Origin of the sequence: Roseomonas acroporae (genome assembly GCF_023223525.1) — a bacterium.
Classification (GTDB): Bacteria; Pseudomonadota; Alphaproteobacteria; order Acetobacterales; family Acetobacteraceae; genus Roseomonas_E; species Roseomonas_E acroporae.
On the sequence record NZ_JALPRX010000139.1, the window covers coordinates 1 to 21,584 of the forward strand.

General features: G+C 73.7%; 19 protein-coding genes and 1 tRNA gene. 12 read left to right on the forward strand and 8 right to left on the reverse strand.

Annotated elements, in window-relative coordinates; all coding sequences use genetic code 11:
- The first annotated feature begins 52 nt into the window (after positions 1–52).
- The 4 genes from M0638_RS25275 to M0638_RS25290 are packed head-to-tail and all read left to right on the forward strand — an operon-like array spanning position 53 to position 1,299.
- On the forward strand, positions 53–325 hold the full coding sequence (locus M0638_RS25275; protein ID WP_248669736.1) for a hypothetical protein: 273 nt from the start codon (positions 53–55) through the stop codon (positions 323–325).
- A gap of 26 nt (positions 326–351) precedes the next feature.
- Positions 352–690 carry a hypothetical protein gene (locus M0638_RS25280; protein ID WP_248669737.1) on the forward strand — a complete coding sequence of 113 codons (339 nt, stop codon included), beginning with the start codon at positions 352–354 and terminating at the stop codon, positions 688–690.
- Positions 687–1,088 (forward strand): DUF4326 domain-containing protein, encoded by a 402-nt coding sequence (locus tag M0638_RS25285; protein ID WP_248669738.1) that lies wholly within the window; start codon positions 687–689, stop codon positions 1,086–1,088. The genes M0638_RS25280 and M0638_RS25285 overlap by 4 nt, the downstream gene beginning before the upstream one ends.
- Positions 1,081–1,299 carry a helix-turn-helix transcriptional regulator gene (locus M0638_RS25290; protein ID WP_248669739.1) on the forward strand — a complete coding sequence of 73 codons (219 nt, stop codon included), beginning with the start codon at positions 1,081–1,083 and terminating at the stop codon, positions 1,297–1,299. The genes M0638_RS25285 and M0638_RS25290 overlap by 8 nt, the downstream gene beginning before the upstream one ends.
- Here M0638_RS25290 and M0638_RS25295 read toward each other — a convergent pair.
- The 4 genes from M0638_RS25295 to M0638_RS25310 form a co-directional block, all read right to left on the reverse strand.
- A complete protein-coding gene (locus tag M0638_RS25295) occupies positions 1,271–2,494 on the reverse strand; it encodes a tyrosine-type recombinase/integrase (RefSeq protein ID WP_248669740.1) in 1,224 nt (407 codons plus the stop codon). The two genes, M0638_RS25290 and M0638_RS25295, sit on opposite strands and share 29 nt — an antisense overlap.
- Before the next feature lie 170 nt (positions 2,495–2,664).
- A tRNA-Ser gene (locus M0638_RS25300) sits at positions 2,665–2,754 on the reverse strand.
- Positions 2,755–2,839: 85 nt separating this feature from the next.
- A complete protein-coding gene (locus tag M0638_RS25305) occupies positions 2,840–3,832 on the reverse strand; it encodes an NADPH:quinone oxidoreductase family protein (protein WP_248669741.1) in 993 nt (330 codons plus the stop codon).
- A 239-nt stretch (positions 3,833–4,071) separates the two neighbouring features.
- Complete coding sequence (locus M0638_RS25310) at positions 4,072–5,379, reverse strand: M20/M25/M40 family metallo-hydrolase (protein WP_248669742.1); 1,308 nt, start codon at positions 5,377–5,379, stop codon at positions 4,072–4,074.
- Between the two features lie 281 nt (positions 5,380–5,660).
- On the opposite strand from M0638_RS25310, the gene cysK reads away from it, so the two are divergent.
- The 3 genes from cysK to M0638_RS28995 all read left to right on the forward strand — a co-directional run bounded on the left by cysK (position 5,661) and on the right by M0638_RS28995 (position 8,456).
- Positions 5,661–6,575: a cysteine synthase A gene (gene cysK, locus M0638_RS25315; protein WP_248669743.1), complete on the forward strand. Its 915-nt coding sequence runs from the start codon at positions 5,661–5,663 to the stop codon at positions 6,573–6,575.
- 241 nt (positions 6,576–6,816) lie between these two features.
- The gene (locus tag M0638_RS25320; protein WP_248669744.1) at positions 6,817–6,987 is read left to right on the forward strand and encodes a hypothetical protein; all 171 of its coding nucleotides are present in this window, start codon (positions 6,817–6,819) and stop codon (positions 6,985–6,987) included.
- Between the two features lie 212 nt (positions 6,988–7,199).
- Positions 7,200–8,456, forward strand: a complete 1,257-nt coding sequence (locus M0638_RS28995) for a mechanosensitive ion channel family protein (protein WP_282572293.1) — start codon at positions 7,200–7,202, stop codon at positions 8,454–8,456.
- A 70-nt stretch (positions 8,457–8,526) separates the two neighbouring features.
- Here M0638_RS28995 and M0638_RS25335 read toward each other — a convergent pair whose 3' ends face one another.
- The 3 genes from M0638_RS25335 to M0638_RS25345 form a co-directional block, all read right to left on the reverse strand.
- Positions 8,527–9,084: a YitT family protein gene (locus tag M0638_RS25335; protein WP_248669745.1), complete on the reverse strand. Its 558-nt coding sequence runs from the start codon at positions 9,082–9,084 to the stop codon at positions 8,527–8,529.
- Positions 9,085–9,458: 374 nt separating this feature from the next.
- Positions 9,459–10,232, reverse strand: a complete 774-nt coding sequence (locus M0638_RS25340; RefSeq protein WP_248669746.1) for a hypothetical protein — start codon at positions 10,230–10,232, stop codon at positions 9,459–9,461.
- A gap of 229 nt (positions 10,233–10,461) precedes the next feature.
- Positions 10,462–11,469 (reverse strand): Bug family tripartite tricarboxylate transporter substrate binding protein, encoded by a 1,008-nt coding sequence (locus M0638_RS25345; protein ID WP_248669747.1) that lies wholly within the window; start codon positions 11,467–11,469, stop codon positions 10,462–10,464.
- A 383-nt stretch (positions 11,470–11,852) separates the two neighbouring features.
- Between M0638_RS25345 and M0638_RS25350 the strand changes: the two genes are divergently transcribed.
- On the forward strand, positions 11,853–13,538 hold the full coding sequence (locus M0638_RS25350; RefSeq protein ID WP_248669748.1) for a M3 family oligoendopeptidase: 1,686 nt from the start codon (positions 11,853–11,855) through the stop codon (positions 13,536–13,538).
- 179 nt (positions 13,539–13,717) lie between these two features.
- Entirely contained in the window at positions 13,718–14,698 is a 981-nt protein-coding gene (locus M0638_RS25355) for a Bug family tripartite tricarboxylate transporter substrate binding protein (RefSeq protein WP_248669749.1), read from the forward strand.
- Positions 14,699–15,095: 397 nt separating this feature from the next.
- Here M0638_RS25355 and M0638_RS25360 read toward each other — a convergent pair whose 3' ends face one another.
- Positions 15,096–16,409 carry an NRAMP family divalent metal transporter gene (locus M0638_RS25360; RefSeq protein ID WP_248669750.1) on the reverse strand — a complete coding sequence of 438 codons (1,314 nt, stop codon included), beginning with the start codon at positions 16,407–16,409 and terminating at the stop codon, positions 15,096–15,098.
- 383 nt (positions 16,410–16,792) lie between these two features.
- Here M0638_RS25360 and M0638_RS25365 point away from each other — a divergent pair, with 383 nt between their 5' ends.
- From M0638_RS25365 to M0638_RS25375, 3 genes are all read left to right on the forward strand, one after another.
- Positions 16,793–18,205 carry a malonyl-CoA decarboxylase domain-containing protein gene (locus tag M0638_RS25365; RefSeq protein ID WP_248669751.1) on the forward strand — a complete coding sequence of 471 codons (1,413 nt, stop codon included), beginning with the start codon at positions 16,793–16,795 and terminating at the stop codon, positions 18,203–18,205.
- The gene (locus M0638_RS25370) at positions 18,202–20,601 is read left to right on the forward strand and encodes a 1-deoxy-D-xylulose-5-phosphate synthase N-terminal domain-containing protein (protein ID WP_248669752.1); all 2,400 of its coding nucleotides are present in this window, start codon (positions 18,202–18,204) and stop codon (positions 20,599–20,601) included. Before M0638_RS25365 ends, M0638_RS25370 begins: the two co-directional genes overlap by 4 nt.
- Before the next feature lie 431 nt (positions 20,602–21,032).
- Positions 21,033–21,569 (forward strand): PsiF family protein, encoded by a 537-nt coding sequence (locus tag M0638_RS25375; RefSeq protein ID WP_248669753.1) that lies wholly within the window; start codon positions 21,033–21,035, stop codon positions 21,567–21,569.
- Positions 21,570–21,584: the final 15 nt, after the last annotated feature.

A 21,584-nucleotide genomic window follows, 5' to 3' on the forward strand; every position in this document is an offset into this window, starting at 1 on the left:
GGGTCAAGAAGAACGACGCCACCGCGCGCCCGGCCGGCGAGGGAGACTAGCCGTGTCCCGCACATTCCATCTCTGCTGCGATCAGTGCCGCGTCCACGTCTGGTTCGGCGAGGAGGTCGGCGAGCACGGCCCGAGCCGCGATCCAAAGCTCATGATCTACAACGAGCCTCGGAACGCGGCCGAAGCCTTCCTCTACGAGCACATGAGCCACCCTTTGCGCTGCCTGCCAGACGACGAGCTTGACCAGATGGACGACGAGCACTGGGTGGAACTCGACCTCGAAATCGGCATGCCAATGCCGCGTGAGGATAAGGAGGAGGCGTGATGGCCCGAGCGGAAACCCCCGGCTTCATGCTGCTGCGACTGCGCGACAGCACTCCGGCAGAGCCGGTGTGGTTCGTGGTCGAGCAGTCGGAGTGGAGCGACACGGACACGCTCCGCTATTGGGTCGAGGAGAGCACCTGTCCCACCAACGTCGTCCGCATCCCGGCCATCCTGACCGGCACAGGCGCTGACTTGGACGCCGATCCGCACGGCGTGTTCGAGTTCGTCGCCTGGGCGCCGAAGCCAGCCGGCTGGGGCGAGCCGGACGCCACGGGGGATTGCTCGGTGGACTGGCGGACGCTGTTTCCGCAACTCGCCGGGTCGCAGCGCCTCCTTGGCAGCGCGGGCGAGGGAGGCGAGCCGTGACCCCCCAGCGCATCCAGCTCCGGCGCGTGCGCGGGTGGCGCATGCCGGAGAACACGGTGGTGGTGTCCCGGCCGAGCCGGTGGGGCAACCCCTGGACGATCACTGACCTGCTGGAGGAATGGCAGGAGCGCACCACCCCGACGCTGGAGGAGGTTCGCGCCACGGCCGCCGAGAACTACCGCGCCTGGCTCTCGGACGACGGCGCGGACATGGGCTACCCGGCAGGCCCGGGGCGGCGGGAGCGCATCCTGCGGGAACTGCCGACGCTGCGCGGCTGGAACCTGGCCTGCTGGTGCCCGCTGCCGGCGCCCGGCCAGCCGGACCACTGCCACGCCGCGGTGCTGCTGACCGTGGCGAACGCCGGCGCGGGCGAGGGAGGCGCGGGCGGGGATGAGTGAGCGTCTGCTACGACTGGAGGACGTGACGGATCGCGTCGGCCTCGGCCGCTCCACGATCTACCGCCGCATGGGCGCCGGCACGTTCCCGCGCCCCATGCAACTCGGCGGCGGCGTGGTCCGCTGGCGGGAGACGGATATCGAGACGTGGCTGTCCGCGCTGACGGCCGAGCGCCGACCCGAGCCTACCGCCGGGGCCCGGCCAGCAGCGTAGCGGGCTCGGGCATGCCGTCCAGCAGCATGTCCGCCCACAGCCGCGCCAGCTCGCGCCGCCGCGGCATGTGCTGGGCCCGATTGTAGGCCGCCTCCACCCGATCCTCCGAGACGTGCGACAGCATCAGGTCGATCACCGCCCGGTCGGCCGGGAACCGCTCGTTCATGATGCTGGAGAACGCCGCCCGCCAGCCGTGCGGGACGTGCCGGCTGTGGTAGCCGGCCCGGTTCAGCAGGTAGCCCAGGGCGTTCTCGCTCATCGGCTTGTGGGCATGCCGGCTGTTCGGGAACAGGTGCGGGTGGCGGCCGGACAGGCGCCGCGCCGCCTCCACCACGGCGACGGCCTGCGGCGCCAGCGGCACCAAGTGCTCCCGGCCCATTTTTGCCCGCTCCGGCGGGATCCGCCACAGCGGCTCCGGGCCGTCCAGCCCTTCGAACTCCCGCCAGCCCGCGCCCTGGACCTCGCCCGGCCGGGTGGCGGTCAGGGCCAGCAGGCGCAACGCCAGGCGCGTCGCCGGGTGAGCCGGGATCGCCTCGGCCCTCGCCAGCACCTCCCGCACGCCGGCCAGGTCGGTGATCGCCGGCTGCCGGCCGCGCTCGACCGGCATGAGGGCCGGTTTCACGACGGCAGCGGGGTCGGCGTCGCCGCGGTCGGTGGCGATGGCATGGACGAAAATCGCCGACATGCGCTGCCGGACGCGATGCGCGGTCTCCACGGCCGGCCGCGCCTCGATGGCGCGCAGCACCGCCAGGACCATCGAAGGCGTGATCTGCCGGACGGGCAGGGCGCCCAGCGCCGGGAACACCAGCCGTTCCAGGCTGTCCAGCACGTCGGCCGCGTGGACGGGTTTCCAGGTCGGCAGGCGCGCCGCGTGCCACTCGCGCGCCACGGCCTCGAAGCGGCTGGCCTCGGCCACCGCCGCCTCCTGCCGGCGCTGCGCGGCCTCGGCGGCCGGCGTCCGCCCGGCGCGCAGGCCGGCCCGCGCCGCCGCGCGCCGCTCCCGGGCCTCAGCCAGCGACACCTCCGGGTAGCGGCCGAGGGCGGTCATGCTCTCCCGGCCGGCGATCTGGTAGCGTAGGCGCCACAGCTTGGCGCCGCCGGGCGCCACCTCCAGGTAGAGGCCGGCCCCGTCGCCGAGGCGGTAGGGCCTCTCGCGTGGCTTGGCGGCGCGAATTTGCTTGTCCGTCAGCGGCATAGACCCCTCCCGCGCATACCCGGCCGGGGAGGGGAGGCCTACCCGGCTCCTACCCGTTTCGGTATGCGGCAGGGTGGGATTGTGCGGGATGGGTCGGGAGAGGCAATAGGCCGAAAATCAGTGGCCTAGGCGCTGCTTGGGACTACCCGGGAGCGTTCGGGACAGGTCGCTGGCGGAGAGGGTGGGATTCGAACCCACGGTACCTGTGACAGTACAACGGTTTTCGAGACCGCCCCGATCGACCGCTCCGGCACCTCTCCGTGGAGGCGCCGTATAGGGAAGGCGGCCCCGGCCGTCAACGTGACGCGCGGGCGGCGATGCCGTGGCCTGCCGCCTCGCGCCGCCTCAGGGCTCGATCACCACCCGCCCCGTGGCGCGACGCGACCGAACCTCCGCCATCGCGGCCCGGAATTCGTCCAGCGGGAAGCTGGCATGGACCTCGGGCCGCAGCAGTCCCGCCGCCCACCAGCCGACCAGTTGGTCCCACAGCGCCCGCACCCTTTCGGCATGACGCTCCCGCCCGTCGCCCGGCGACCAGCCGATGTAGGTGCCCCAGTTCAGCCCGGCGACCGCGATGTTCTTCAGCAGCAGCAGGTTGATCGGCAGGGTCGGGATGCCGCCGGCGGCATAGCCGATCGTCACCAGCGTGCCGCCATCGCCGAGGCAGCGCAGCGATTCGTCGAACGCGTCGCCGCCGATCGGGTCGAGCACCGCCGCCACCCCGGCGCCGCCCGTGATGTCGCGCACCGCGTCGCGGAAGGGCAGGGCGCTGTCCAGCACCGCCTCGGCGCCGCGCTCGCGCAGCCCGGCATGCTTGGCCGCCCCCGCCCGCGCGATCACCCGCGCGCCGATCGCCCGCGCCACCTCCACCCCGGCCAGCCCGACGCCGCCCGCGGCACCCTGCACCAGCACCCACTGCCCGGGCTCCAGCCGCGCCCGCCACAGCAGGGCGGAGGCGGCGGTGGGGTAGCTGATCGGCATCGCCACGGCCGGCGCCAGCGGCAGCGAATCGGGCAGCGGCACCACATGGATCGCGTCCGCCACCGCCTGCTCGGCCAGGCCGCCCCAGTCCAGCACCGCGAAGACGCGCTGGCCGGGACGCAACCCGGTCACGTCCGGCGCCACCTCCAGCACCGTGCCGGCCACCTCGGTGCCGGGCGTGAAGGGCAGGGGCGGGCGGCGCTGGTACTTGCCGGCCACCACGAGCTGCGTCGCGAAGGAGACGCCGGCGGCGGCGATGGCGATCCGCACCGCGCCGGGCCGCAGCGGCGGCGGGGGGATGTCGCGCAGCTCCAGCTCGTCGAAGTCGCGCCAGGATTCGCAGACCAGGGCTCGCATGGCGGGGACTTTCCTCCTGAATTGGGGGCCGTGGGGAGGGCGTCGCCCTCCCCGCACCCCACCCAACCAAAGGCCACGGGACCTTTGGAAACCTCGAGTCGGGCCGAGGATGGTCCCGGCCTCCGGGGCCGTCTCTCCCGGCGGGGTGGCGCAGCCGGGTATGCCGGCCTCGCCTTCGCCATGGCCGGCCGCTCCGCCGCGTTCGCCGGCAATCCGCCGGCCCCGCGCGGGCAGGGCCGCTACGCCGCCAGCACCTCGGCCAGCACGCGCGCCACCACCACCGTCGCGCGGTGCAGGTCGTCGAGCGGCACGTTCTCGTCGGCCCGGTGCGCGTTGGCCTCCAGGATGGTGCGCGGCCCGGCGCCGTAGAGCACGGTCGGGATGCCGGCCTCGGCATAGTGGCGCGCATCGGTGTAGAGCGGCACGCCGGTCGTCCTCACCTCGGTGCCGAACACCGCGCTCGCCTCCCGCGTGAAGCGCTCGGCCAGCGCCAGCGAGGCCTCGGTCGGCACCAGCGCGCGGGCCAGCAGGATGCGCCGGATCTCGACCCGCGCGCCCGGGATCCGCGCGGCCGCCGTCTCGATCAGCGCACGCAGCCCGGCCTCCACCTCGGACGGATTCTCCTCGGGGATCATGCGGCGGTCGAGGCGCATCACCACCTTGTCCGGCACCACGTTGGTGTTCACCCCGCCCGAGATCAGCCCGACCGTGACGGCCGCTGAACCCAGCCCCGGCGTCGCCGAGACCACGCCGCGCAGCCTTGCCCGCTCGGCGTAGAGGTCGCGCAGCACCTCGGTCGCCGCCTCCAGCGCGTCGACGCCGGTCTGCGGCATGGCGGCGTGCGCCTGCTTGCCGTGCAGCGTCACCTCCAGGTGCAGGCAGCCCGCATGCGCCACCGTCACGGCGTAGGAGAAGGAGGCGCAGACGGCGAGATCGGGCCTGCTCAGCCCTTCCCTGAGGATCAGCGCCGGCCCGATCTCGCCGCCCGCCTCCTCGTCGTAGGTGAGGTGCAGCTCCACCGTGCCGCGCAGCGCGAGGCCGGCCCGCTCCAGCGCGCGCAGCGCGAAGGCGTAGGTGGCGAAGTCGCTCTTGGAGACGGCGACGCCGCGTCCGTACATGCGGCCATCCACGATCTCGGCGCCGTAGGGGTCCTTCGTCCAGCCCTCGCCCGGCGGCACCACGTCGCCATGCGCGTTCAGCGCGATCACCGGCCCGCCATTCTCTCCCTCGGCCTCTCCCTCGGGGGCCTCTCCCTCGGGGGCCTCTCCCGCGGGCCCGAAACGCCGCCGCACGATCAGGTTGGTGGCCGAGCGCATGCCGTTGGCGGCGCAGAGCGCCGGCGCCACCGGATGGCGCTCGACGGTCCAGCCCAGCCCCTCCAGCAGCGCCGCGGCGCGCTCGCCATGCGCGGCGCAGTCGCCCGGCGGGTTGTCGGAGGGCACCTTCACCAGCTCGGCCAGGAAGGCGACCTGCGCCTCCCGCTCCGCCGCGACGGCGGCGGCGAGGGGCTCGTTCGCATCGAGGGGAGGCGGAGCGGTCTCGGGCATGGGCGATGCTCGCATCTGGGGCCGGGCCGGATCTTCGGGACGTTCGGCGTTCATGCCACGATTTGTGCCAGGGAGGCGGAATAGGCAACCGCGATGCCGGCAGCCCAGGGGGGCGCTGCCGCAGGCTTCCCGACCGGGCGGCCCGAAGCGTGCCGCGCCGTGTCGGGCGGGGCGCAGGCGCGCGGGCATGGGCCGGTGCCGGGACGGCGCGTCGGCGCTTATATTCCCCTCGATACGTGTGTATCGTCGCGTAATCACGCCAAGGGCACGGGAGATCCGAGATGAAGGCCGCCAGCGTTCTGGAAACCATCGGCAACACGCCGCATATCCGCCTCGGCCGCCTCTTCCCCGAGGCCGAGGTCTGGATCAAGTCCGAGCGGAGCAACCCGGGCGGTTCGATCAAGGACCGCATCGGGCTGGCCATGATCGAGGCCGCCGAGGCCGATGGCCGCCTCAAGCCGGGCGCCACCATCATCGAGCCGACCTCGGGCAACACCGGCGTCGGCCTGGCCATGGCGGCGGCGGTGAAGGGCTACAAGCTCGTCCTCGTCATGCCGGAATCGATGTCGGTGGAGCGCCGCCGGCTGATGCAGGCCTACGGCGCCACCTTCGACCTCACCCCGCGCGAGGGCGGCATGAAGGCCGCCATCGCCCGCGCGCAGGAACTGGCCGAGCAGACCCCGGGCGCCTGGATCCCGCAGCAATTCGAGAACCCGGCCAACATCGACGTGCACGTCCGCACCACCGCCGAGGAGATCCTGGCCGATTTCCCCGAGGGGATCGACGCGCTGATCACCGGCGTCGGCACGGGCGGCCACATCACCGGCGTCGCGCAGGTGCTCAAGCCGCGCTTCCCGAACCTGAAGGTGTTCGCGGTGGAGCCGACCACCTCCCCGGTCATCTCCGGCGGCAAGCCGGCGCCGCACCCGATCCAGGGCATCGGCGCGGGCTTCGTCCCGAAGAACCTGCACACCGACCTGCTGGACGGCGTGATCCAGGTGGCACCGGACGACGCCAAGGAATACGCCCGCCGCTCCGCGCGGCAGGAGGGGTTGCTGGTCGGCATCTCCTCGGGCGCCACGCTCGCCGCCATCGCGCAGAAGCTGCCGGAACTGCCCAAGGGGGCCCGGGTGCTCGGCTTCAACTACGACACGGGCGAGCGCTACCTCTCGGTGCCGGACTTCCTGCCGAGCTGAACCGGCCGGGCCGGCCGCGATCCCCGGGCGGGATCGGCTCGCGGCCGGCCTTGCCGGGCATTCCTCCGGGGGTATCGCTCCGCGAGGATCGACCGGCTTCCGGGCTGCCCCAGCGGCGCCCGGCCGTTCCGCGCGCCCGCCGTGGAAGGCGGGCGCTTTCCATGAAAAATGCGTCGCCCGGCGCAACCCTCGGCACCGCCGCGTTTTTTGCCTTGCAGCAAACCCCGCGAAAGGAGCCTACATGCGCGGCTCTCCCCGAAGCCTGTGGCTTTCCATGGCCAACCGCTGGGTCGCGACCGGCGCCGCCCTGTACGCCGCCGCCGCCAGGACGGTGGTCCGGCAGCAGCAGAAGTCGGTGCTGTCGGCGATGACGCCGAAGCCCACCCGCCGGAAGCGATCGCGCAAGCACTGAGACACCCGCCGCCAGCGGCCACGCCTCCGCCCCGCCGGTGACGCCGGGGCAGCCGGCGGCGGGTCGGCATGGCCTGCCGGCTGCCCCGTCGCCGCGCGCCGGCTGCCCCGTCCGGCCGCCACCGCATCCCACGCGCCGTGCCCGCCCCGATGACGCGTCGCGCGCCGACGACCGCAGCGCGATGCCCCGGCCGGAAGGAGTCCCGTCCCGGCATGCTCAACAACGTTCTGACCGCGAGCGCCGACGCCATCCGCGAGGCGCTCGGCTGGGCGCCCGGCTGGCTCGTCGGCACGGTGATCCTGATCGCCGCGGCCAGCGTGCCGCTGCTGCTGTTCCGCCTGATCCTGCGCCGGCTCTACCGCTTCGCCGGGCGCTTCAGCCCCTTCGCGCAGACGCTGATCGGCCGCAGCCAATGGCCGCTCTGCGCCATGCTGGTGCTGCTCGCCATGGGCTTCGCCCTGCCGACGGCGCAGTTCGTCGGCAGCACCACCATCGCCATCGCCCACCTGCTGCTCGGTGGCTTCGTGCTGACCGTGGGCTGGATGGCGGTCACCGCGCTGCGCCTGTCCTCGGATCTCTACCTCAGTCGCGTCAAGGTGGACATCGAGGACAACCTGCTGGCGCGCAAGGCGGTGACGCAGGTGCGGATCCTGCGCGGCGCGGCGCAGACGCTCATCATCATCGTCACCGTGGGCGCCGCGCTGATGACCAGCGACCAGGTGCGGCAGTACGGCGTCAGCCTGTTCGCCTCGGCCGGCGCCGCCGGCCTCGTGCTCGGCCTCGCGGCACGGCCGCTGCTCGCCAACCTGCTGGCCGGCATCCAGATCGCGCTCACCCAGCCGATCCGGCTGGAGGACGCGGTGGTGGTCGAGGGCGAGTGGGGCTGGGTCGAGAGCATCGGCAGCACCTACGTGGTGATCCGCGTCTGGGACCTGCGCCGGCTGATCGTGCCGCTCTCCTACTTCATCGAGAAGCCGTTCCAGAACTGGACGCACGAGAGCGCGGACCTGCTCGGCTCGGTGTTCCTGCACGTGGACTACGGCGTGCCGCTCGACCGGCTGCGCGCGCGGCTGCAGGAGATCGTGCGGGCGAGCCCGCTCTGGGACCGCAAGGTGGCGGTGCTCCAGGTGACGGACGCGCCGGCCAACATGGTGGAGCTGCGCATCCTGGTCAGCGCCCGCTCCGGCCCCGCCGCCTTCGACCTGCGCTGCGAGGTGCGCGAGAAGATGATCGACTTCCTGCAATCGGAATACCCGGACGCCCTGCCGCGCCAGCGCACCGACATCACCGGTGACGGGCGCCTGCTCGCGGCCGGTCTGCGCGAGGGCCGGTCGGGGCGCGGGCAGGCGCCGCCCGAACGGGGCGGGGAGGGACATCCCGGCCGCGACCCGGCTCGCGGGGCCGCCGGGGCGGATGCGGCGGCGCGGCCAGCCGCGCGGCAATGGGCGGAGGCCGCCGGGCGCCGTTGAAGGCGAGGACGGGAAGTGCCGCCGGATCGGGGCCGGCGGCGCCCTCGGGCCGCCGCGCGCCGATCCCGCCTCAGCTCACCCCGAGATAACGCCCGGGCTTGTGGTTCATGGCCACGATCAGGTTCAGCACCAGCGCCCCGACCATGGAAAGCGCCACCTGGTGCCAGTCGAGCGCGAACAGGGCGCCCAGCATCACCAGCGTGTCGAAGGCGAGCTGGGTCCAGCCCGCGCTCCAGCCGTACCGTTCCTGCAGGTACATGGCGACGAGGTTGGTGCCGCCGAGCCCGGTGCGGTGCCGCAGCAGGCTGAGCACGCCCATGCCGAGCAGGATGCCGCCCGCCACCGCCGCGTAGGTCGGCGACACCCAGCCGATGACGATCAGGTGCGGGGCGAGCCGGGTCGTCACCGCCACCGCGGCGATGGTGAGGAGCGTGCGCAGCAGGACGCGCCGGCCCATCATGCGCAGGCCGAACAGCATGAAGGGCAGGTTCAGCAGGAAGAACAGCGTGCCGGTGTCGAGCGGCGTCGCGTAGCTCAGCAGCAGCGCGAGGCCGGCCAGCCCGCTCGTGGTCAGCCGCGCCTCGCCGTACAGGACGAGGCCGAGCGAGACCATGGTGACGCCGATCACCAGCGCCGCCGCGTCCTCCCACGGCGTGTGCGGCGAGGCTGGCAGGGTGGCGCCCGCCTGCGGCCCCTTCCGCGGGGCGGGAAGGATGATGGGACGATCGATCTGGTTCAGGGACTGCCTCCGCTGCCGCGGCGCCCGGGGAGGGCCTGACCCGCACGGTAGGCCAAGGCGATGCTGCGATGCAATATCGGTCAGTCATGCTGTCCATAATGCATGGCGGTCCATAATGCATGGCGGCCCACAATGCATGGAGGCAGGCGACGCGGATCGCGCGGTCGCATGGTGGCGGCGATCGCCGCATCCCGGGTGGACGCCCGGTCGGGAGGGACGCCCGGCGGGCCGCGCGGCGTCCGCCTCGCGACGGGCGGCTTTCCTCAGCGGCCGGGTTTCAGCGGGAGCGGCGCGCCGTCGCCCGCCATGCCGTCGGCATAGGGTTGCGCCGGGGCCTGCTGCACCGGGGGCCGCATCGGCGCGGCCTGGCCGCCGAAGGGCTGCCCGCCCGCCTGCCCGGCGAAGGGCTGGCTGGCGGACGGCTCGCGATAGGGATCGGCGCCGCCTCCCGCATAGGGCTGGCCGCCGGCCGCCGGCCCACCCGGGCGGCCGACCGGCTTGGTGCCGGCCGAGGGGGGCGTGGCCAAGGGCGGCGTGGCCGTGGGCGCGGTGAAGGTGCGCACGCAGCGCAGCATGGCGGCCATGATGGCCGAGGAGCCGCGCAGGCTGACGTTCCAGTCGTTCTCGGACCCCTCGGTGAACGAGACGCGCATCGCGGCCCCGGCGCTGACGACGTTGATGAACTCGTCGAGCGCGTCGAGGTTGATGCGGAACTCCACGGTGCTGTTGCTGCCGAGGGCGGCGGCGTTCCAGGCCGGTGCCCGGTCCACGGCCATGCGCACCGGGATGCGCGTGCGCGCCGGGATGCGCCAGGACGACTTCACGAGCTGCACGACGAAGTAGTCGTTGCCGGCGAAGTGCTTGATGCCGAGGTAGCGTTCCTCGTCGCCCGCCACCGAGGCGCCGCAGACCCGCGTGCCGTCGTTGGCGGTGCCCGAGAAGGCGGACCAGGCGCCGGCGCGCGCGATCACCGCCGTCTCGGCCCGGCCGGGCGGCGGCAGGAGCGGGGAGATCGCCCCCGCGAGAGCCAGGGCCATCGCCCGCCACCGACCTTGCATGCGCAACCCCCGCGCTCGCCTGACGCCGCGGGCTTCAGCCTATCTCAAAAATGCGGCTGCTCCAACACGGGGAGCGCCTGCGGCCGCGACCGGAAGCGCAGGCCGGCCCGGCGTGGAGGCGGCGGGATCGCGTCGGCGGCCGGATCCGGGTCCCGGACCCCTTGCGGCACCCCGCGCGGTCGGTTCCGCGCCGGCTGCCGCCGCCCCGTCATTCGACCTGCACCTTCGCGGCCCTGATCACCGCGCCCCAGCGGTCGATCTCGGCGCGCAGGAAGCGCGCCGCCTCGTCCGGCGTGCTGCCGACCGGGGTGAGGCCGAGCCCGTCCAGCCGCGCCACCATCGCCGGGTCCCGCCGCATCCCGGCCACGGCGGCCGAGAGGCGCTCGACGATCGCGGGCGGGGTGCGCGCGGGGGCGAGCAGCAGGCACCAGGCGCTCGCCTCGAAGTCCGGCACGCCGCCCTCGATGATGGTGGGGATGCCCCGCGCGAAGGGCGGGCGCTCCGTGCTGGCGACGCCGAGGCCGCGGATGGTGTTCGCCTCCAGATGCGGCCCGAAGGAGGAATACACGTCGAACATGCAGCCGAGCCGCCCGGCCAGCAGGTCCTGCAGCGCCGGCTGGGTGCCGCGATAGGGAACGTGCTCCATCTGCACCCCGGTGCGGCGCATCAGGTCCTCCATGGCGAGGTGCGCCGCGCTGCCGACGCCGGAGGAGCCGTAATTCACCTGCCCCGGCCGCGCCTTCGCGTAGTCGAGCAGCTCACGCAGGGTGGTCGGCGGGATGTGGCGGCTGCCGGCCAGCACCAGCGGCGTCGTCACCACGTGCGAGATCGGCGCGAAGCTGGCGATCGGGTCGAAGGGCAGCCGGCCGGCGTAGAGCGTGGCGTTGGCGGCGTGGGCGCCGATCACCATCACCAGCGTGTAGCCGTCGGGCGGGCTGTTCGCGACCGTGCCGGCGCCGAGGATGCTGTTGGAGCCCGGCCGGTTCTCCACCACCACGGTCTGCCCGAGCGCCGCCCCGATCGCCTCGCCGGTCAGCCGCGCCGTGGTGTCGGTCAGGCCGCCTGGCGAGTAGGGGACGACGAGGCGGATCGGGCGGTCCGGGTACTCGGCGGCGCGGGCCGGACGGATCATGGCGCCGGCGCCGGCGGCCAGGGCGGTGCCGAGCAGGAGGCGCCGCGTGGCGGCGGCGCCGTGGCCGGGTGCGGGACGGGTCATGCGGGTTTCCTCCTGCCTTGCGGGCGCCGGGCAGGGCGCCGCCATCGCCCGGCATGCCGGAGCGGCGGACGGAAAAGGCCCTCCCGGAAGCCGTCTCCCGAATTCTCTGGCACAGGAAGCGGGCGCCGCACAGGGGTGGCGCGGCCCGGCAATGGCGGGGCCGCCCCGCCGCCTTCCACCCCGCGGCATCCTCCCCACGGGACCGGGCGCCCGCCGTCATGTCCCGCCGTCGCGTCCCTCTTGCCGTCCGGTGCCCGGCGCCGGATCGTGCCGGCGCCGCCTCGCCCGGCACCGGGGGAAACGGCCCCGGCAGGGCCGGCCCGGAAGGGTGCGCCCGGAACGGCACGCCCAGGCCCGGACGGCTACGCCCAGAAGGACACGCCATGAGTCTCCGCTTCGCCGACATCACCGCCGAGACGCCGACGCGCGAGGGGCTGGACCAGCGCTTCGCGCTCATCAACGCGCTGCTCGACCGCAACGACCCCGATGCCCGGGCCGAGGCGCTGCGCGAGTGGGACCGCTTCCGCCGCGCGTATGGCGACTGGAACGCGCTGGTGCACCTGCGCTTCGCCCAGGACACCGCCGACCCCGAGCGCAAGGCCGCGCGCGAATACGCCGACGCGCTCGATCCGGCCGCCACGGCGCACGACGTCGCCACCAAGCGCCGCCTGCTCGCCGATCCCGACCGCGCCGGGCTGGAGCTGCTGGCGGGCCATCACGTCGTGCGCCTGTGGGAGACCGACGTCACCACCTTCGAGCCGGTGATCGCGGCCGACATGGAGGAGGAGTCGAAGCTCGGTGCCCGCTACACCGAGCTGCTGGCCGGCGCCCGCCTGCCGCTCGACGGCGAGACGGTCAACCTCTCCGGCCTCGCCCCCTACGCGGAGAGCCACGACCGCGACACGCGCCACCGCGCCGAGGCGGCGCGCTGGAACTTCTTCGCCGAGCACGGCGAGGAGCTCGACTCCCTCTATGACGGGCTGGTGCGGCTGCGCCACGGCATGGCGCGCAAGCTCGGCTACGGGAACTACCTGGCCCTCGGCTACCGCCGCATGCGCCGCACCGACTACGGCCCGGCCGAGGTGGCCCGCTACCGCGAGGCGGTGCGCGAGCACGTCGTGCCGCTGGTCGGGCGGCTGCTGGAGCAGCGCCGGCGGGAGAACGGCTGGGACCGGCTGCGCTTCTGGGACGAGGCGCTGGTCGACCCCGAGGGCAACCCGAAGCCCGTCGGCGGCGTGGAACTCCTCTCCGAGCGCGCGCAGACCATGTTCGACCGCATGGACCCGCGCATGGGCGACTTCTACCGCATGATGCTGGAGGGCGGCTTCCTCGACCTCGACAACCGCAAGGGCAAGGCGGGGGGCGGCTTCTGCACCTCCTTCCCGACCTACGGCGTGCCCTTCATCTTCGCCAACTTCAACGGCACGCACGGCGACATCGGCGTTTTCACGCACGAGATGGGGCATGCCTTCCAGAACTGGGAGAGCCGCCACCTGCCCGGCATCGACCAGCTCTGGCCGACCATGGAGGCAGCCGAGATCCACTCGATGGGCCTCGAATTCCTCACCCTGCCGCACATCGACCTGCTGGTGGGCGAGGCGGCGACGCGGCGCTACCTGCGCCTGCAGCTCGTCACCAGCCTGGCCTTCCTGCCCTACGGCGTCTGCGTCGACCACTTCCAGCACGAGGTGTACGAGAACCCCGGCATGAGCCCGGCCGAGCGCCATGCGGCGTGGCAGCGGCTGGAGCGGCTGTACATGCCCTGGGCCGACTACGGCGACCTCGCCTATCCCGCGAAGGGCGGCCGCTGGCAGGCCAAGCAGCACATCTACAACTCGCCGCTCTACTACATCGACTACACGCTGGCGCTGTGCTGCGCGATGCAGCTCTGGGTCCGCTCGCGGCGCGACGAGCGGGCGACGCTCGACGCCTACATCGCCCTCTGCGCCCGCGGCGGCGCGGCACCCTTCGGCGAACTGGTCAACTCGGCCGGGCTGATCTCGCCCTTCGCGCCCGGCGCGCTGGAGGAGGTGGTGCGCGAGGCGGAGGCGGTGCTGGCGGAAGGGTAGGGGCGGCCCGGCAGCCGCCATGCCGGCGGCCTGCCTCGGCCCGGGGCGGAAGCGCGCCGTCGCTGATCGTCGCGTGGGCGGAACCAGCGGCGGCGGGCGCGGGCCCGGCCGTCGCCTCCGGCTGGCACGGATATTGCTGTCTACCTTTCGCACTTTCGCAAAGCCCGAAAGGAAGGCGCATGCGCCGACTTGCCCTGCTGCCTCTGCTGCTGCTCGGCCTGCTGGCTCTCGGCGCGCCCGCCGCCCGCGCGCAGCCCGCCTGGCCGGCGCGCCCGGTGCGCATCGTCGTGGTCTTCCCGCCCGGCGGCGCCTCCGACATCGTCGCCCGCGTGCTGGCGGATGCGCTCGGCCAGCGCATGCAGGCCCGCTTCGTGGTGGACAACAAGCCGGGTGCCGGCGGCACCATCGGCGCGGCGCATGTCGCGCAGCAGCCGGCCGACGGCTACACGCTGATGCTGAGCAACACCGCGCCGATCGTCACCTCGCCGCCGCTCTACGCGCGGCCGGGCTACGACCCGGTGCGCTCCTTCACCCACGTCACCTGGATCGGCACCGCCCCCGCGGTGATCACCACCAACGCCGCCGTGATCCCGGCCGCCGACTTTCCCGCCCTGGTCGCCTGGATCAGGGCGCAGCCCGGTCCCGTCGCCTTCGGCTCCTCCGGCACCGGCTCCGTGCCGCACATCCTCGGCGTGATGATCGAGCGCGACACCGGCGCGCGCATGAACCACGTTCCCTATCGCGGCAGCGCCCCGATGCAGGCGGAGCTGCTGGGCGGCAGCCTCGGCCTCGGCCTCGACGTGCTGCCCGACACGATCGAGAACATCCGCGCCGGCCGGCTGCGCGCCCTGGCCGTCTCCAGCCACGAGCGCGCGCCCATGGCGCCCGACGTGCCGACGATGCGCGAGCTCGGCTATCCCAATATCCTGATCGACAACTGGGTCGGCCTCAGCGGCCCCGCCAACCTGCCGGCCCCGGTGGTGGCGCGCCTGAACACCGAGGTGATGGCCGTCCTCGCCCAGCCCGACATCCGCCGCCGCCTCGACGAGCGCGGCTTCACCGGCACCCCGCTCGGCCCGCCCGAATTCACCGCCCTGGTGCAGCAGCAGGTGCGCGACATCGGCGGCCTCGTCGCCTCGCTCGGCATCCAGCAGGACTGACCGGCGAGGCCGGGCGCGCAGGGCGTGCCGGCCGGTCCGGGCACCCCCCTGCGGCAAAGCCCAGCGACTGAGGGCAGAAAAAGCGGCGGCCCGGCCTGCCGGGCCGAGGCCGCGAACGCGGCCCGCCGCCAATGCGGCGAGCCAGGCCGCCGGAGGCGGCGCCCGGCGACTGAGGGCATGAGAAAAGAACGGCGGCCCGGCCTGCCGGGCCGAGGCCGCGAACGCGGCCCGCCGCCCATGCGGCGAGCCAGGCCGCCGGAGGCGGCGCCCGGCGACTGAGGGCAGGAGAAAAGAACGGCGGCCCGGCCTGCCGGGCCGAGGCCGCGACCGCGGCCCGCCGCCAATGCGGCGAGCCAGGCCGCCGGAGGCGGCGCCCGGCGATTGAGGGCATGAAAAACTACCACATCGTGGCGAGCATGCCGAGCGTGGCCAGGCCCATCAGCAGCGTCGCCAGCCAGCCGAGCCCGCGCAGCCAGCCCGTCACCGCGAATTCCCCCATGACGTCGCGCCGCGACGCCATCAGCATCATCACCGCCATCACCGGCACGGCGATCACGCCATTCAGCACCGCGCTGCCGTAGAGCGCCCGGATCGGGTCGATCCCGGCGAAGTTCATCGCCATCCCGGCGAGGGTCGCCACCGCCACCGTGGCGTAGAAGGCCCGGGCCTCGCGCCAGCGGCGGGAGAAGCCGGTCGGCCATTCCAGCGCCTCGCCCACCGCGTAGGCGGCCGAGCCCGCCAGCACCGGCACGGCGAGCAGCCCGGTGCCGACGATGCCGAGGGCGAAGACGGCGAAGGCGAAGGGGCCGGCGATCGGCCGCAGTGCCTCGGCCGCCTCGGCCGAGGTGGCGATGTCGGTGATCCCGGCCCGGTGCAGCGTCGCCGCCGTGGTGACGATGATCGCCAGCGCCACCAGGTTGGAGAAGCCCATGCCGACCAGCGTGTCGAGCCCGATGCGGTGCAGCGCGCGGGCGCCCTGGGCGGGCGCGTCCAGCAGGGCGCGGCGGCGCGGATAGGTGTGCATGTCCTCCACCTCCTCCGCCGACTGCCAGAAGAACAGGTAGGGGCTGATCGTGGTGCCGAGGATCGCGACCACGGTGGTGAGCGCCTCACCACCCGCGCCGATCCGCGGCAGCAGCAGCCCGGCGAGGAAGGCCGGCCAGTCCACCTCGACCGCCGCCAGCGCCGCGAAGTAGCTGAGCAGCGCCAGCGACAGCCACTTCAGCACGGCGACGTAGCGGGCGTAGCGCAGGAAGACCTGCATGCCGATGCAGAGCGCCGAGAACAGCACGATCCAGCCGGCGCGGGGCCCGGGCAGCAGCAGCGTCGCGGCGTCGGCCATCGCGCCGAGATCGGCGCCGAGGTTGATGACGTTGGCGAGGAGCAGCAGCGCCACCGCGGCGCGCAGCAGCCAGCGCGGATAGTGCCGGCGCAGCGTGCCGGCGATGCCGTGGCCGGTGGTGCGCCCGATCCGGGCGCTGACCATCTGCACCGCCACCATCAGCGGGTAGGTGAACAGCATGGTCCAGCCCAGCGCGTAGCCGAATTGCGCGCCGGCCTGGCTGTAGGTGGCGATGCCGCTGGGATCGTCGTCCGAGGCGCCGGTGATCAGGCCGGGTCCGAGCAGGCGGAGCAGCCGCGGCTTCGACGGGCCGACGACGGGATCCGCCTCCTCCGGGTCGGAGGGGGCGAGCGGTTCGTTGAGCGGCATGCGGGGCCTTTGCCGGGCGGCCGGATCGGGCAGCCGGGGTGGAGAGGGGGCGTTGCCGGGCGGGCCGGCATGGCCCCGGCGTGTCGGGCCCCGGCGTGTCGGTGCCGGGCCCGGGCACGCCGGGGCCCAGCATAGACGGCTGGACCGGCGGCCGACAGACGGGGGGCGGCGGCGGGTGGCGGCCTCCGGTCTCCTGCTCCGCCGGCCGCCGCGATCCTCCGCCCATCGCCGCGCGGGAGGCTGGCGGCGCGGTGCCGCCCCGCGAACGCGGGGTGTGCCGCGCTTCCCGGCCGGCCTCGTCCGGCGGGTGGCAGGCTTGGGCGAGACGGCGGCCCGCCGCTGGTCTATATCCCGGGCATCCCGTGCCAGCAGGGAGTGCCGTGGTGTCCGATCTCGCCGCGCAGACCGGCCTCTTCGACCGCGCCATGCGCCGCGTCGCCACGCTCTGGCGCGACATGGCCGCCACCGTCTCGGGCGCCGAGGCGGCGGGCATCGCCGAGCAGATGCGCGCCTGCCTCGACGGGCGCGGCGGCGAGGTCTCGGCCCGCAACCGCGCCGCCCGGCTGGCCGAGGCCTACCTGACGCTCGACGAGGCCGGCCGCACCGACTTCCTGCTCACCCTGGCCGGGTTCGATTCGGATACCGCGGCGGTCGCCCAGGCCATGGCGGCGGTCGCCGAGGCGCCGGACCCGGCGGCCCGCGCCACCGCCAAGGCGCGGCTGCGCCGCGTGCTGGAGCCGCCGCGCATCCGGCTGCTGACGCAGCTCACCACCATCCCGAACGGGGTGAAGTTCCTGGTCGACCTGCGCGCCGACCTGCTTTCCCGCCAGAAGGGCGAGCCGCTGCTGCAGGCGCTGGACGCCGACCTGCGCGCGCTGCTCGCCAGCTGGTTCGACGTGGGCTTCCTCGACCTGCGGCGGATCGACTGGAACTCGCCGGCCGCGCTGCTGGAACGGCTCGCGGGCTACGAGGCGGTGCACCGCATCCGCACCTGGCGCGACCTCAAGAACCGGCTCGACTCCGACCGCCGCTGCTACGCCTTCTTCCACCCGCGCATGCCCGACGAGCCGCTGATCTTCGTCGAGGCGGCGCTGGTGCGCGGCCTCGCCGGCTCGGTGCAGAAGCTGCTCGACGAGAAGGCGCCGGTGCTCGACCCGCGCGAGGCGGACACGGCGATCTTCTACTCCATCAGCAACTGCCAGCGCGGCCTCGACGGCATCTCCTTCGGCAATTTCCTGATCAAGCGCGTGGTGGCGCTGCTGGGCGAGGAATTCCGCAACCTGAAGCAGTTCGCGACCCTCTCGCCGGTGCCGGGCTTCGCGCGCTGGCTGCGCGGCGCGCTGGAAGGCGGCGATGCCGGGCTGCTGAGCGAGGAGGAGGCCGCCTCGCTGCGCACCGCCGCCCCGACCGACGCGGCGGCGCCCGAGACCGGCGCGGAGGCGCTCTCGCGCATCCTCGCCCGGCGCGGCTGGGTGCGCGACGAGCCGACGCTGCGCGTGGTGGAGCCGGTGCTGACCAGGCTCTGCGCGCGCTACCTGCTGGTGGAAGGCAAGGGGGAAGGAAACCGGCGCGCCCTCGATCCGGTGGCGCATTTCCATCTCTCCAACGGGGCGCGCGTGGAACGCCTGAACTGGCGCGGCGACGTCTCCGAGAAGGGGCTCAGGGAGGGAAACGGGCTGATGGTCAACTATCTCTACGATCCGGCGCGGATCGAGGAATACCACGAAGCCTATGTGGGCGAGGGAAGGCGTCCCGCCGCCACCGCGCTGCGGCGCCTCGCGAGGGGGTGGGCATGAACGTCCAGCTTCCCGTCGCGGCCGAAGACGCCATCGGGGACGCCGCCGCGTCCGAACGCCGCCTGCGCATCCTGCACGCGCTGGAGCGCAAGCTCCTCTGGCTCTCCGCCTGGACCATCCACAACGCCAACCACGTCCGCCCCAACCTCGACGGGCTGAAGGTGGGCGGGCACCAGGCCTCCTCCGCCTCCGTCGTCTCGATCATGACGGCGCTCTACTTCGACGTGCTGCGGCCCGAGGACCGCGTCGCGGTCAAGCCGCATGCCGGGCCGGTGTTCCATGCCGTCAACCTGCTGCTCGGCCGGCAGGTGCCGGAGCGGCTGCTGACGCTGCGCCAGTTCGGCGGCATCCAGCCCTACCCCTCGCGCGTCAAGGACGGCGCGGAGGTGGACTTCTCCACCGGCTCGGTCGGCCTCGGCGTCGCGCTGACCAGCTTCGGCAGCCTGGTGCAGGACTACGTGCAGCTGCACCGCCTCGGCCGCGAGGACGTGCCGGCCGGGCGCCACGTCGCCATCGTCGGCGACGCCGAGCTGGACGAGGGCAACATCTACGAGGCGCTGCTGGAGGGCTGGAAGCACGACATCCGCAACGTCTGGTGGGTGGTGGACTACAACCGCCAGAGCCTCGATTCCGTCGTTCCCGACCGCCTCTTCGGCCGCATCGAGGGGCTGTTCCGGGACATGGGCTGGAACGCCGTCATCCTGAAGTACGGCCGCAGGCTGGAGGCCGCCTTCGCGCGCCCCGGCGGCGAGGCGCTGCGCCGCTGGATCGACGACTGCCCCAACAGCCTCTACTCGGCGCTCACCTTCCAGGGCGGCGCGGCGTGGCGCAACATCCTGCTCGCCGATCTCGGCCGCTCGCCCGAGATACGCGCCATCATCGACCCGCTCTCGGACGACGAGCTGGCCGGGCTGATGACCAACCTCGGCGGCCACGACGTCGAGACGCTGCTGGAGGCCTTCCACGCCCAGGCCGCCGCCGGCGACCAGCCCACCTGCTTCATCGCCTACACCATCAAGGGCATCGGCCTGCCCTTCGCCGGGCACAAGGACAACCACTCCGGACTGATGACCCGCGAGCAGATGGCGGAGTTCAAGCAGAGCCTGCACATCCGCGACGGCCACGAGCTGGACCCGTTCGAGGGGCTGGACGTGCCCGAGGCGGAGATGCGCGAATTCCTGCGCGGCGTTCCCTTCGCCCGGCCGCTCGCGCCGGAAGGGCGGGCACTGCGCAGCCCCGTCGTGCCGGTGCCCGCCGCCTTCCCGGCGCCGAAGGTGGCGGAGGGGCGGAAGATCGCCACCCAGGCCGCCTTCGGCGACATCCTGGCCGAGATCGGCCGCGGCCAGGGCGAGTTCGCCCCGCTCGCCGCGCGCATCGTGACGACCAGCCCGGACGTCACCGTCTCCACCAATCTCGGCCCCTGGGTGAACCGGCGCGGCATCTTCGACCGCCATCGCAAGAACGACGTGTTCCGCGACGCCAAGCTCGCCTCCGCGCAGCGCTGGGGCATGTCGCCGGACGGGCAGCACATCGAGCTCGGCATCGCCGAGCAGAACCTGTTCCTGCTGCTCGGCGCGCTCGGCCTGTCGCACAGCCTGTACGGCGCGCGGCTGCTGCCGGTGGGCACGGTGTACGACCCGTTCGTGAACCGCGGCCTCGATGCGCTGATCTACGCCTGCTACCAGGATGCGCGCTTCCTGCTGGTCTCGACCCCCTCCGGCCTGACGCTGGCGCCGGAGGGTGGGCAGCACCAGTCGATCAACACGCCGCTGCTCGGCATGGCGCAGGACCGCCTCGCGAGCTACGAGCCGGCGCATGCCGACGAGTTGGCGATCCTGCTGCGCTTCGCCTTCGAGCACATGCAGAAGCCGGACGGCTCCGCCGTCTGGCTGCGCCTCTCCACGCGCGGGCTGGAGCAGTCGGCCCGCACGCTGGACCCGGAGGCGGTGATCGCCGGCGGCCACTGGGTGGTGCCGCCGGCGCCGGGCGCGCGCATCGCCATCGCCTACCAGGGCCCGGTGGCGCCCGAGGCCGAGGCCGCCTTCGCCACGCTGCGCGCGGAGGAGCCGGGCGCCGGGCTGCTCGCCATCACCAGCCCGGACCGGCTGCACGCGGGCTGGCTGGCGGCACGCCGCGCGGCGCGCTCCGGCCCGGCGGCACCGAGCCATGTGGAGCGGCTGCTGGCGCCGCTGGCGCGCGACGCGGCGCTGGTGACGGTGCTGGACGGGCACCCGGCGGCGCATGCCTGGCTGGGCGCGGTGCGCGGGCAGCGCGTGGTGCCGCTCGGCGTCGACCATTTCGGCCAGTCCGGCAACATCCCGGACCTCTATGCCGAGTACGGGCTGGACGAGAACGCGATCCTCGACGCCTGTGCGCAGGCGCTGCTGGAAGGATAGAGCGGATCGCCAACGGGCGGACACGCCCGGCGGCGTGAAGCCGCGCCGGGAACAACGAGCGACAGCGAACCGCAGGCTCAACCGGACCGCGGTTCGCTGTAGGCTGCGGGGGAGGGGAGATCGGCTCGGTCCGGCGGGTCCTTTCCGCGCCGGCGGCGTCGGCCACCTGCCACGATGTCATGGCATCGCGGCGGCACGCCTTCCCGGCCGGCAGGAAGACCCTCCCCATCCCTTCGCGGCTTCCCCTTGCGGGCACGCCCTGGTCCCGCCTCGCTTCGCCGGAAGGAAATGGCTCGTCCCGGCTCCGTCACGATCGCGACGGGAGGAGGACGCGGCGATACGGCATAATAAGGGAGATGATCGGAAAGTATTTCTACCTGTGGTAGATGATCCCTCCGGGCTGATAGGCTTCGACCGCACCGGAGGCTTCCATGATCCGCAGCACGCTACTCCGCCTCGCCATCCCGGTCGTGCTGGGATTCTGGGCCCCGCCTGGCCGCGCGGCGGAGCCGACGGCCCTGCCGCCCGCCACCGTCACCCCCGCCACCGCAGCGCCCCCCGGCGTCGAGCCGCTGCGCGGCGGGCAGCACGAGCGGATGCGCCGCTGCAACGCCGAGGCGCGCGGGCAGTCGCTGCACGGCGAGCCGCGCCGGGCCTTCATGCGTACCTGCCTGTCGGGCGGCGGTGCCACGCCGGCCGCGGCCGTTGGGCCGGCGGCGGCCGCCTCGTCAGCCACCGGCGGCGCGTCCGGGGCGAACGGCCCACGCGAGTACCGGACGGAATCCGAGGCGCGCACGGCCTGCGTCGGCACCCAGATCGTCTGGGGCAACCCGGCAAGGCGGATCTACCATCTCGGCGGCAGCCGGCATTACGGCACCACGAGGCAGGGTGCCTATTTCTGCCAGGCGGCCGCCGATGCGGCCGGCTTCCGGCAGGCCGGCAAGCGGGCGAGGCAGGCGCCGGGCTGAGGATCCGGCGCCCCC